The sequence below is a fragment of the Geobacter psychrophilus genome (assembly GCF_056821595.1).
Window position 1 is genome coordinate 3,075,620 of record NZ_JBXDTU010000004.1, and the last position, 12,415, is coordinate 3,088,034.

The 12,415-nt window shown below is 52.8% G+C and carries 11 protein-coding genes; 6 read left to right on the forward strand and 5 right to left on the reverse strand.

What is annotated here, in order from left to right:
- The first annotated feature begins 31 nt into the window (after positions 1-31).
- Together ACOCF6_RS16725 and ACOCF6_RS16730 are read left to right on the forward strand one after the other, a co-directional pair.
- Positions 32-379: an ArsR/SmtB family transcription factor gene (locus ACOCF6_RS16725; RefSeq protein WP_482461467.1), complete on the forward strand. Its 348-nt coding sequence runs from the start codon at positions 32-34 to the stop codon at positions 377-379.
- A gap of 145 nt (positions 380-524) precedes the next feature.
- Positions 525-1,217 carry an MgtC/SapB family protein gene (locus ACOCF6_RS16730; RefSeq protein WP_482461468.1) on the forward strand — a complete coding sequence of 231 codons (693 nt, stop codon included), beginning with the start codon at positions 525-527 and terminating at the stop codon, positions 1,215-1,217.
- Between the two features lie 189 nt (positions 1,218-1,406).
- Here the strand turns inward: ACOCF6_RS16730 and ACOCF6_RS16735 are convergent, their stop codons facing one another.
- Positions 1,407-3,875 carry a methyl-accepting chemotaxis protein gene (locus ACOCF6_RS16735; RefSeq protein WP_482461469.1) on the reverse strand — a complete coding sequence of 823 codons (2,469 nt, stop codon included), beginning with the start codon at positions 3,873-3,875 and terminating at the stop codon, positions 1,407-1,409.
- 87 nt (positions 3,876-3,962) lie between these two features.
- Positions 3,963-4,730 carry a substrate-binding domain-containing protein gene (locus tag ACOCF6_RS16740; protein WP_482461470.1) on the reverse strand — a complete coding sequence of 256 codons (768 nt, stop codon included), beginning with the start codon at positions 4,728-4,730 and terminating at the stop codon, positions 3,963-3,965.
- A gap of 425 nt (positions 4,731-5,155) precedes the next feature.
- On the opposite strand from ACOCF6_RS16740, the gene arsB reads away from it, so the two are divergent.
- Together arsB and ACOCF6_RS16750 are read left to right on the forward strand one after the other, a co-directional pair.
- Positions 5,156-6,208 (forward strand): ACR3 family arsenite efflux transporter, encoded by a 1,053-nt coding sequence (gene arsB, locus ACOCF6_RS16745; protein ID WP_482461471.1) that lies wholly within the window; start codon positions 5,156-5,158, stop codon positions 6,206-6,208.
- Positions 6,209-6,444: 236 nt separating this feature from the next.
- Entirely contained in the window at positions 6,445-7,272 is an 828-nt protein-coding gene (locus tag ACOCF6_RS16750) for a phosphate ABC transporter substrate-binding protein (RefSeq protein WP_482461472.1), read from the forward strand.
- A gap of 76 nt (positions 7,273-7,348) precedes the next feature.
- Here ACOCF6_RS16750 and ACOCF6_RS16755 read toward each other — a convergent pair whose 3' ends face one another.
- The 3 genes from ACOCF6_RS16755 to ACOCF6_RS16765 are packed head-to-tail and all read right to left on the reverse strand — an operon-like array spanning position 7,349 to position 10,835.
- Complete coding sequence (locus ACOCF6_RS16755; protein WP_482461473.1) at positions 7,349-8,296, reverse strand: diguanylate cyclase domain-containing protein; 948 nt, start codon at positions 8,294-8,296, stop codon at positions 7,349-7,351.
- On the reverse strand, positions 8,293-9,897 hold the full coding sequence (locus ACOCF6_RS16760) for a HAMP domain-containing sensor histidine kinase (RefSeq protein WP_482461474.1): 1,605 nt from the start codon (positions 9,895-9,897) through the stop codon (positions 8,293-8,295). Before ACOCF6_RS16760 ends, ACOCF6_RS16755 begins: the two co-directional genes overlap by 4 nt.
- Complete coding sequence (locus tag ACOCF6_RS16765) at positions 9,894-10,835, reverse strand: substrate-binding domain-containing protein (RefSeq protein WP_482461475.1); 942 nt, start codon at positions 10,833-10,835, stop codon at positions 9,894-9,896. Before ACOCF6_RS16765 ends, ACOCF6_RS16760 begins: the two co-directional genes overlap by 4 nt.
- A 303-nt stretch (positions 10,836-11,138) precedes the next feature.
- On the opposite strand from ACOCF6_RS16765, the gene ACOCF6_RS16770 reads away from it, so the two are divergent.
- On the forward strand, positions 11,139-11,450 hold the full coding sequence (locus tag ACOCF6_RS16770; RefSeq protein WP_482461476.1) for an ArsR/SmtB family transcription factor: 312 nt from the start codon (positions 11,139-11,141) through the stop codon (positions 11,448-11,450).
- Between the two features lie 11 nt (positions 11,451-11,461).
- Positions 11,462-12,409 carry a permease gene (locus ACOCF6_RS16775; RefSeq protein WP_482461477.1) on the forward strand — a complete coding sequence of 316 codons (948 nt, stop codon included), beginning with the start codon at positions 11,462-11,464 and terminating at the stop codon, positions 12,407-12,409.
- Positions 12,410-12,415: the final 6 nt, after the last annotated feature.

The following is a 12,415-nucleotide window of genomic DNA, read 5'->3' on the forward strand; positions in this document are numbered from 1 at the left end:
GAGACCTGCTATCTGCTTTATAAACATCAACATGAAACATCTCGCCCAAACCTTAAAGGCTCTTTCCGACCCGATTCGTCTGCGCATCGTTCTGCTGCTGCAGGCCGAAGGTGAGCTATGCGTCTGCGACCTGATGGCTGTGCTGGGGTTGCCCCAGTCCACCGTGTCGCGGCACCTGGCCTACCTCAAGCGCAGCTGCTGGGTTGATACCCGCCGCGAGGGGGTCTGGATGCACTACACCCTCAGTCGGGAAAGCTGCACAATCTGCAAGGAATTGCTGCAGACCCTCAAGCGGCATGCCGGAAACCTTTCCGAGGCAACATCCGACCGTGCTGCCCTGGCTGAATTCCTGAAAGACAAACCTGTCAGCTGTTCCTGATCGACAATTACTTCAGCAATTATTCAGTAGACATCTTTAAAAGCGGCGCCGACAATACAGTTATGCAATCGGTCAAAGTTATTGACTGATTGCATAACTGTGCGGCTCCAAAATACAAAGCAGCCAACCACAAGAGGATCAGGTTATGGATATGGAATGGCTCAACATATTCTCACATCTGCTGGTTGCAACTGCGGCTGGTGGTCTGATCGGGCTGGAACGGAGCTATCATGGCCGCCCGGCAGGATTCAGGACGCACACGCTGGTCTGTGTCGCCTCAAGCCTGCTTATGCTCGTAACGATGTACCAGGACAAATGGTTTGTCGGAGCGGCTCTGGATACGGTTCGGGTCGACCCGACCCGCATGGCCCAGGGGGTCATGACCGGGATCGGCTTTCTGGGGGCCGGCGTTATCATGCGGGAGGGGTTAACTGTTCGAGGGTTGACCACAGCGGCTTCTATCTGGATTACGGCTGCAATCGGAATTCTAGCCGGCGTCGGGTTCTACAGCGCCGTGGTCATTGCAACAGCCATTACAATCGGGACGTTAACGGTATTCAGGAAGGTAGAAAACAGGATGCCCTCGCAGATATTTGCACATCTGAGCATCCTCTGTGGTCGGAACAATTTTCTGTCCGAGGCGAAAATCAGAGCAGTGCTGTCAATAAATGGATTTTCAGTTGCTAATGTAAGCTACCAGTTGTTGCATAATGGTGTACAGATGGAAAATCGTATGACTGTGCGTACCATGGATAAAGACAATATTGAAAAGCTCTCGAATGCACTATTGGAATTGCCGTCAGTGATAGAATTCAACATCTCGCAGGCTGGTGACTGAGCATAACATCCCGCTCATTAATCCGGAGCAACGTATTCATTGCTGACCCTGTTGGTCTGGTGGATATACAACCTGATAAATATCAATTCTTACCAGCACCCTTCCAGAAAAAATATCCTGCAAACAGTTTCCGGATGAAAATGGCCGGTCATATGATGACCGGCCGCTCTCATTACGTGCTAACGAGTCTCAGCACTTGAACCAGGAAGCCATTCTGTCCAACTCTCCTGCCAATTCATTCAGGTGGGCCGCGGCCGCGCTGATATTGCCGGCCGCGGTCTCGGCATCGCGGGTAATGGCGGCAATCTGCTCGACACCATGTGAGACCTGGCCAGCCACCGCAGACTGCTCTTCCGCCGCCACGGCGATCTGATTAACAACTGTGACGCTTTGATTTGATGCCTCAACTATGGCTTCCAGGGAATTGTTGGCTTCGTGGGCCAGCGTGATACCTTCAGCCACTTTCACGGTTCCCTGCCGCATGGCAGCTACTGAGCGTTCGGTGTCTTTCTGGATCTGTCCGATGGTGGTGGCGATATCCTGGGTGGCCTCGGCTGTCTGTTGTGCCAGTCTGCGTACCTCGTCCGCCACGACGGCGAATCCACGACCTGAATCGCCGGCCCGGGCCGCCTCGATGGCGGCATTCAGTGCCAGCAGGTTGGTCTGATCGGCAATGTCGTTGATGGTACTGATAATGTCGCCGATCTTGGTTGAACTTTCGCCCAACGCTTCAATGACCCCGGCTGCGTCACGAACCGAGGCGGCGATCTGTTCCATGCCGGTAACGGTGCGTCCGACCACCTCGCGGCCGGTGGTGGCACGCGCCAGGGCATTGCCCGACTCAGTCGCTGCAGTGTGGGCATTACGGGCAACATCGTCAATGGTCTGCGTCATTTCAGTCATGGCCGAGGCCGCCTGGGTCGATTCATTCGCCTGTCGTGCAGCTCCGGTCGAGAGGTCGCCGGAATCCCTGGCAAGCCCCTGGGCACCGCTGCTCAGGTCGGTTATCGCCCGGCGCAGCCCCTGGGTGATTTCTGCCAGTTTGGCGGTGGCCGCATTAAAGTGCACCGCCAGCGCCCCGAACTCATCCTTGCGATTGTCATCCAGGCGTCCCGAAAAATCGCCGCCGCCGAAGCGCTCAGCCATCTGGGAAAGCTCGCTGATCGGCTTGCTGATGGAGCGCAGCACCAAGCCACTCAGCAGCACGCCGATAATCAGCACTGCCAGTCCCAGGATTGAAACGGTGGCGATGTTGGTCCGAAATACCGCATTGACCGACTTGACCGCCTTTTCCTGCTCGGCCTGGGCGCTGGTCATGCCCTTTTTACCTTCTTCCCGCTGGGCGTGGAGCAGTTCCTGCAGCTTGGCATTCAGATCCGCAGACTGCTTCTTGACGGCTAGTACGTGATCTATTGTATCAGCCACGCCGCCCTTGGCCAGCAATTGTCCCTTGACCTCGTTCAGAGAGCTGATCACAGCGGACACGGCCGCCGCTCCGGTACCCTTGCTGCCCTTTTTCCCGCCCACTTTGCCCTGCAAGGCGGCAGTACGGCTGAAGGCTGCATTCATGGCGCCTTTGATGTCAGCCAGTTCCTTGGGGTTGGCTGCGGTAAAGATATCCCGGATCAGGCGGCTGATCTCGGAACCTTCGGCAATCAGCTCGCTGGAAACGCCGAGGATGCTGCTGGCGCTGCCGGCGCCCTGCAGCGAGGCATCGAAGCGGGTGTCTTCCTGTGAAAAGTCCTCGGCCGCCTTTTCGACGATATCACCCATGACCACCGTCATCTGGGCCATGCGCTGGACCGTCTGGGCCAGGGTCTGGGCGAAAACTTTGCGCTTTTCATCGTCCGGTGCCGTCAGGATGCTGATCTTCTGGGGAATCAGGCCATCGGCCCCGGTTACGCGTTCCTTGACATCCGTCACACCTTCCAGCAGTGGTTTGGCGGCAATCGGATCGGCCTTGACCATCTCACTTCCTGCCAGCTTGCGGGTGGCAGCGTTGAACTTGCTGGTGGCAATGGTGACGGCGGTTTTGTTGTCGGCCGCTGCAACTTCTATGACCGTTTGCTTTACCTCGCTGAGGGCATTACCGGCATTCTGGACATCGCGCAGCTTCTTGGTAATCCTTTTGACACCCTGGTTGGAGGCGGAAAGCTGGGTCATGGAGCCGGATTGTGATTTGCGCATGGAACTGTCCAATGAACGCAGCTTCTGGGCAATCTGCTGCAGTTTGCCCTTCATGGTCTGATCGGCGGCTCGTCCCGCTTCCTCGGCTTTCAGACGCGCTTCGGTTACCGTGATCATCTCCTTGGTGATGGCCGCCAGTTGCTCCATGCCGGTTGAATTGGTCGAACCGGTAAATGAAGCCAGGTCTTTGGACAGGGTGGTCACCCCACCCTGGGACTTTTCAACGTCGCCCCTGGCAGCGGTAAATTCTGACATGCTCTGGGTGGCGGACAGCTTTACCAGTCCGGAGGTGTGCTCCTGAACTGCTCGCTGCAGTTCTATGGTTTTTAATTGATAGGGGGTTGAGCGTTCGGTGAGGATATTAAGCTTGCCCTTGACAACATTCATCCCGATCAGGCTGGAACCACCGATTGCCAGGATGCCGACAACGGTGACTGCCATGATGAGATAAAGTTTACTCTTGATAGTCATGAACACTCCAGTGTTAAAATCCGCTTATGCGGATGTAATTGCATGAAAAAGGGCGTCGCATAGCGAACGCCCCGGTAGTCGATTGGATTAATCCTTGATGTATTTTTTGCCTTCGCCCTTGAAAAAGTCGACAATTTTTTTAACAGCGGGGGAGGCATCGCCCTTGGTGATCAGCATCAGTGGTCGGCTGATGTTGGGGGTCTCGACGATCTTGACCTTTTCCTTGTTGCCCGGCAGGTTTATGAAGCCCATGCTGACCGCTCCGATCCCTTCGGGAAACTGTCCGACATCCTCAATCTCCTTGCGGGTGGTTTCAACCTCAAGCGCACCGGCAACATACTTTGTGCCGTCCATGATGGACTTTTGGAAAACCTTGCGGGTGGCGGATCCCAGGTGCGAAGTGATAACGATGACCGGCAGGTCAGGTCCGCCGACTTTTTTCCAGTTATCGATGGTGCCGTTGTGCAGGCCCTTCAGTTGTTCCTTGTCGAGCTTGGAGACCGTGTTGGAGGGATGGACGATAACCTTGATGACATCATCGGTAATGACGTTCGGTTTCAGGTCGCCGGTGGCGGCCTTGCCCGAGGCGTCCTTCATGCTGGCGACCGCGTCAGCCAACTCTTCCGAGGCCATTGCAGCGTCACATTTGCCTGCCACCAGGTCTTCCAGTCCATTTCCGGTTCCGTTGCCGACCAACATCAGATCAATGCCGGTGGCTTTTTTCAGGGCATCCTTACCCGGTTCCATAATGCGTTTCTGTACTGTTGTCGAGCCGTTCAAACGGACGGTTTCTGCGGTGGCGATTACCGGGAACAGCAAGCTTGTGGCCAACAGGGTACTCAGAATGCGTTTCATTGGGACTTCCTCCTTGGGGATGTGTTGCCTCAAAAACAATTTTCAGTATATGTATAGCAAGCCGCTATTTCACGTAGTGTGAACTGTAACATAATTGTAACAGTAGTAAAGCCGTCTCCCGGTTATTTATGGTTAATGTCGTGCTGCAAGAGCTTCAATTGAAGTATGATTCTTTATCTGATTGTATGAAACAGGCACGACCAATATACAGTATTCAGTCAATTAGCTAAAATTCATAATACCCCTCGGTTCACTGGCCTACGCAGAGGCGCCGGAATGAACTATCTCCCATCATAACTGACCGGTAACGCCTCGGCGCCAGCCTGAAAACCTGATTGATTCGAGTTGACAGTAACCTGAATATCTCTTGAGGTATCCGCAAAAGCGGATATAATTATCTCACATTCTTATTCGTGAGGTGCCGTATGTCCGAACATCTTTCCCGCAGGCTCTCTTTCCTCGATCGCTGGCTGACACTGTGGATCTTCGCTGCCATGGCCCTGGGGGTCGGCCTGGGTTACTACGTCCCCGGCACGGAATCTTTCATCAACTCCTTCCAGGTTGGTACCACCAATATCCCGATTGCGGTCGGCCTGATCCTGATGATGTACCCTCCTTTTGCCAAGGTGAAGTATGAGGATATGCCGGAGGTCTTTCAGAATAAAAAGATTCTTGGCATCTCGCTGGTCCAGAACTGGCTGATCGGTCCGGTGCTGATGTTCGTGCTGGCGGCACTGCTGCTACCGGACAAGCCGGAGTACATGGTGGGGCTGATCATGATTGGTCTGGCGCGCTGCATCGCCATGGTAATCGTCTGGAATGAACTGGCCAAGGGCAACACCGAGTACGCCGCGGGGTTGGTGGCCTTCAACAGTATCTTCCAGGTACTGTTCTACAGTGTCTACGCCTGGTTCTTCATCACGGTCCTGCCGCCGCTGGTGGGACTGAAGGGAGTGGTGGTGGATGTCAGCATCCACCAGATTGCCGAGAGCGTCTTCATCTATCTGGGCATTCCCTGCATCGCCGGGGCGCTGACGCGTTTGATCGGTGTCAAGCTCATGGGTAAGGAGCGCTACCACCGCGAGTTTGTACCTAAAATCGGCCCGATGACCCTGATTGCCCTGCTGTTTACCATCGTGGTCATGTTCAGTCTCAAGGGCAATCTGATTGTGCAGTTGCCGCTGGATGTGGTCCGTATCGCCATCCCGCTGCTGATCTATTTTGTGGTGATGTTTCTGGTGTCATTCTGGATGGGTAAAAAGGGGGGTGCCGATTACAGCAAGACCACCACCCTGGCCTTCACTGCTGCCAGCAATAATTTCGAACTGGCCATCGCTGTAGCGGTGGCGGTCTTCGGGATAAATTCCGGAGCGGCCTTTGCGGCGGTGATCGGGCCATTGGTGGAGGTGCCGGTCATGATCGGACTGGTGAATGTGGCTTTCTGGTTTCAGCACCGATGGTTCCAGGCTCAGGATTGATGATGCTAATATATATAATTACAAGTACCCGTATTTTTTTACGGTTGGGTGGAGTAGGCAATTCTGACGCTTCGCTGTAGCCCTCGTTGCTATTGCCAAATAATAATCCGGATTTCGGTACTCAAATTCAAACAATTTGTAGAAATGTTACAATTAGGTTACAGGCGGGTTGCAAATTAATCTCCTCTGTGCTTTATTAATATATCGTATACACATTGCTTGGGAGGTTAGGCAGCATGCATTTTTTAATCCGCAGGGCATTCATCGCAACTTGTATTGTCATGACCTTATTCACGTCTGTTGCCTGGGGCGCTTTGTCCTATAACGGTTCTTCAACCATCGGCATGGGATTTATGCAGATCGGGGCAGTGGATCAGTTCAGAAAATATACCGGCATTAAATTCAATACTATTTCAAATGACGGCACCGGAAAAGGACTTAAGGCACTCGTGGAAGGTAAGGTCCAATTAGCAGGCGCTTCTCGCCCGCTGAAACCTGAAGAACTGACTCAGGGCCTTGTACCTACCACTATCGGTTTTGATGCGATTGCGGTGTTTGTTCATACCGATAATCCTGTCAAGGAACTCACAAAAGCCCAGTTAAAGGATATTTTTACCGGCAGAATTCGCAACTGGAAAGAGGTTGGCGGAAAGGATGCACCGATTGTGCCCAATATTGAAATACTCACCGGCAAACGCGCCACGATAGAGATGTTTCAGGAAATGATTCTTGACGGCGAAAAATACGGCGCGGGTTTCAAGCAGATCGACTTGCCTAAGGATCAGATAGTAGAAATTGGACATCAAAAAAACGGCATAGCCTCTGCCAGCAGGGGGCTCCTGGTTGCCGTAGGTCAGGAAATGAGAAGTCGTGTCAAAGTCATCAAAGTCAATGGCTATAACCCGACACCTGCAAATGTACGCTCGGGTAATTATCCTATCTCCCGCTCCCTGTATATGGTGACAATGGGTGAGCCAAAAGGGGAAGCAAAAACATTCATGGATTATGTCTTGTCGCCTGCCGCTCAAACGATAATGAAGAAAAACTTTGTAGCAGTAAAATAATGTAAGAGGGCTTTAACAGGCAATCTTCTGGGGTGAATAGAGCCGTTCAACGCAGCTGTTAAGCGTGTGGATTCATTCAGGTAGATTCGCCAACAGCCCCTAACTCAGAAGGACTGAAGAAGCTGTAGCTGTTTCCCCCCTGGTGTTTGGAACGATACATGGCAATGTCCGAGTTGAGGATAAGTGCCTCCATGTCCGCACCGTCCTGCGGATACACCGCGATACCGATACTGGGTGTGACCGTCAATACGTTGCCTTCAATCTCCATTTCCGCATTCAGGCTAGCGGTCACTTTATTTGCCGAACAGACAACGTCCTCCCGACAGCCTACGCCGGTTATTACAACCAGAAACTCGTCACCACTCAGACGGCACACCGTATCGACGGATCGAAAGAGCGACTTCAGTCGTCTGGCGATCTCCTGCAAGACCTGATCACCAACAGTATGACCGTGAGTATCATTGATTGCTTTGAAGCGATCCAGGTCGATAAATATCATCGCCACCTGCTCTGCATTGCGGTCGGCCGCGGCACAGGCCATATGCAGCCGTTCCTTGAGCAGGGTGCGGTTCGGCAGGTCGGTGAGCGCATCGTGCAAGGCCAGGTGACGGATGCGCTCTTCGGTAAAGAGTCGATGGGCGCAGTCAGCCAATGCCACCATCAACCGTTCAATCATGACCGGTTTGATAACGTATCTGTCAACCCCGATATCAATCGAACGGAGCAGATAGTCGGTCTGTTCGAATGCAGTAATGACGACGATCGGCACATTCTGATCCACCTGGCGGATGTTCTGCGCCATGGTCAAGCCGTCCATGACCGGCATGAGGATGTCGGTAATTACAATATCCGGGTGCATGGCATGATACGCTTCAAGCCCTCTGGCGCCATTGACCGCCGAGGCAAGCGTACCGACCCGGGGACGCAGAATGCGCTCTATACAGATGCGCGTATCGTCGTCATCCTCCACATATAAAACGGAAAGCGTTTTCAGATATTCCCTGTCAGATTCGCTGCAGTTCATACAGAGTCCTTTATACAACTGGTGGAAATGGTGAATTCCGCTCCGCCGTCCACATTTGCAGCGGTGAGTCTCCCGCCAAAGTGTTCCTCGATGATGATTTTTGACATATATAGCCCGACACCGCTTCCTTTGTCCTGCCCCTTGGTCGTGAAATACGGGTCAAAGATCCGTTCGATAATTTCGTCGGGAATACCGCCGGCATTATCCCATATTTTCACAACAGCATCGCTGCCCACGCAAGATACCGTTATTTTTATGACCGGATGTTCCACTGCCCGTTCCATCAGGATATCCTTGGCGTTGTTCATGATGTTGAGCAACACCTGGTTGTACTCGTTATAGTACCCTTCGATAACGACGTCATCGGTCTTGTTAACCCGTATCGTAATGCCCTGCTTCGATACGCTCGCCTCCATCATGGCAATGACCTTGTTGATCCCCTGAATCACGCTGAAGATAACCTTGGCCTTGTCAATGCTGAAAAAACTGCTGAAATCATTGATGGTCTGGGACATGAACAAAATCGATTTCATCGATTTGTCCACATCATCGGCCATCTCTTCAGGGGTCAGGGTACCCATGTCATATTCTGTCTTGATACTCTGCACGATCAGTCCCAGATTGTTGAGCGGCTGGCGCCATTGGTGGGCGATATTGTTGATCATCTCTCCCATGGCAGCCTGTCGCCCCTGGGCCAGCATGACCCTGTCCTTCAGACGCAGTTCATTTACGGCAGATTTTACCCGATCCTCCAGCGTCTGATTGAGGGCTTCCAGCTGGATCTGCTTGACCGACAACGCCTCCTGAGCCATCTGGCGGTCGGCAATTTCTTCTTCCAGCATGGCGGTCTGCATCCGCAGATCGTTGTGTGTGTCCCGCTGCTCTTCCGTAAGCTCCCGAAGCTGCCGGAGCATGGTGTTGAAGGTCTGTGACAGTTCCCCGATCTCGTCATTTGTTACAATATCGATTACTCCGTCAAAATCCCCCGCGCCGACTTTTTTAACACTGCCGGAGAGTTGGTTGAGGGGCCTGGTAATTTTATTTGCATACCACCAGGAACCGGTTATACCAAACAGGAGGATCAGCCCAACGAACGGTATGCCCTGTACCAGTATCTCGTTAAGCTCCTGTTTGATGACATCTTCTGACAACCCTACATGGACACGCCCGAATTCCCCTCGATGAATCTGAACCGTTATGTCCTCAAGCTGTTCCTCTTCGGTCTGGATCTTCTGGATAAGCGCTTTTGCAGTTGCTGTGGCTGTGCGATCCGTCTTGAGTAGATCACGGGGGAACATTGGCCCAAACGTATGCGCCAGTAGTGTCCCCTGCGGATCGACAATGTAGATGTAGCGGAGATCCTCTTCATTTTTCAAGGTTTCGTTGATCAGCAGCTGCAGGGCGATTCTGTTTTCCGTCAGAATAGGCGTAACAGCAGAAACCGATACATTCCGGGCAATTGACGCACCGCGTTTGTGCAGTTCCATGTCCAGGCGTTTCCTGAATTCCAGCTTCATGTACAGCAGCATTGCCAATAATACAAACAGCACGAGACTGCACACCCCGCCGATATACTTTATTTTGAGCGAAACGTATCTCATTTTCCCTTTTTCCGCTGTGCCGCAACCCAGCTGTTCATGGACCGTATGGTATCGTAATTCCTGTCATCGCCGGCTACGAAGCTGTCGATCATCATGCCGTCCAGTATTTCCTTCCCTTCCGGGTCATTGGCGGCAGAGAGCAGAACATCCAGCAACCGCTTTTTCAGTTCAGGGTCAATCCCCGGTCTTACTACGATTGGCGGGATTCCGTACGGCTCCGATATGGCGATGATTCTGGTCTGGGAGGTCTTTTCCGGTGTCCTGCGTGCAGCATACTCCCAGATAAGGCTGTCGACGGCGGCGCCATCCACCAGTTTTTCCGCAACGGCCCGGATCGACTTGTCATGACCGTAGGTGAATTCAAAATGTGAAAAATAGCTTTCCGGTGTTTCATTCATCCTGGCCAGCATATAGGTGGGCACCAGTTTGCCGGAATTGGATTTCGGGTCGGCAAAAGCAAAGGTCTTGCCGCGCAGCCCCTGGAAATTTTTGATGGGGCTGTCCTTGTGTACTATGATGTACGAATAATATTTCGGCTTGCCCTTGACCAGCGGCATTGCCAGCAGTTCCATGCCGAACTTTGTTTTCCCTTCCACATAGGGACCTGCACAGACAAAGGCGGCATCCACATTGCCGGTTTCCAGCAGACCGTTCATTTCGTCATAGTTTCCCCGATCCACCAACTGCACCGGCTGCCCCAGCTTCTTTTCAATATATTTCTGAAGGCGCTGGTAGTACACGTACCCACTCTTGGGGGTAATCATGGCTCCCATGCCGATACGCAGCGGCTGTTCGGACCGGGGGGGGGCTGGCTTCTCGACTGTCGTGTTGGATTTCAGGTTGACCTGAACCGGCTCCGTGCGATTGCAGGCGGTGCTTATCAGCAGCACCAGCAGGGAACCGGTCAACAAGCATAGCAGACGGCGGGTTCTTTTCATGAATAGCCCTCCTGGATATAAATCACGAAACTGTCTCTCTCATTGACAACCATATACAGTATGCAAATAGTAGCGCAACTATGCGCGATTGCAATTGAGTTTGCGGTGATTATCCGATTGTATGCCTAAATATCCCCGTGTAGAGGCGGACCCGGTACTTTATCTGCATTTTCCAGACATGTAACAGCTTGGGCTGTCCGTGTAAGGGTTGATAGAGTTCGCGGCATGAATGCGAGATATTTTATTGACATCATGTGATTGAATGCTTATATGATTATATAATCATTGATTGGGGGGGACGATATGGATAAAACATTTTTTCAGGCAGAGATCCTGAAGGCCCTCGCTCAGCCAACCCGTCTCAAGATTGTTGATTTTCTCCGAGACGGCGAGCGCTGTGTCTGCGAGATCTTTCCGGCGATAGGCGAGGAGCAATCCAACACTTCACGCCATTTGAACCTGATGGTCTCTTCAGGGGTCCTCTTTCGACGCAAGGAAGGTGTCAAGATCTTCTACGCCTTAAAACATCCCGAGATTTTGGAAATAGTCGGCCTGGCAACGAGGATCATGACCCAAGAGATTACCGGCCGTCACCAACTGCTGAAGGCGGCCTGAGGATAGAGGAAATGCTGAAACTATCTGCCGACTACATCGTCTTCACCTTGATTGGACTGGCCCCCGGTTCCCGGTCGGGCGAGGCCCTCAACTTCTTTATCTATGACACGCTGAAGATCTTCCTGCTCCTGACAATCATCATCTATGTGGTAGCGATCATACGCACATCCTTTCCGCCGGAACGAACCAAGCGCATGCTGTCGCACAAGCGGGAGTATGTGGGAAACGTATTGGCGGCACTGCTGGGCATTGTTACGCCCTTTTGCTCCTGCTCGGCGGTGCCGCTCTTCATTGGTTTTGTGGAGTCGGGTGTGCCTTTGGGGGTGACCTTTTCCTTCCTGATCTCATCGCCGATGGTCAACGAGGTGGCGCTGATCATGCTCTGGGGCCTTTTCGGCTGGAAGATTGCCCTGATCTACATTGGAAGCGGTCTGCTGGTAGCCATTGTCGCCGGGATTGTCATCGGCAAGCTGAAGATGGAGCGGTATGTCCAGGACTACGTCTGGGAGATGCAGGTTGGTAACGCCGAGATCCTGCAACAGACCTTTCGTGAGAAACTCGACTATGCCCGGGAATATACGTTTGAACTGCTGAAGAAGATCTGGCCCTATGTGGTGGTCGGGGTTGGCCTGGGGGCCTTTATCCACGGCTTTGTACCGCAGGACTTCCTGGCGCGCTGGGCCGGGCGCGACAACCCTTTTGCCGTGCCGATCGCGGTCGCTTTGGGGGTGCCGCTCTACAGTAACGCCGCCGGCGTAATTCCGATTGTACATGCCCTGATGGAGAAGGGGATGGCCATCGGCACGGTGCTGGCGTTCATGATGGCTGTCACGGCACTGTCGCTGCCCGAGGCGATAATATTGAAGAACGTGCTCAAAAACCGTCTGCTTTTTACCTTCTTTGGCATCGTGGCTGTTGCAATTATCTGCGTAGGGTATGTATTTAACGCAATCCTCTGACGAAAG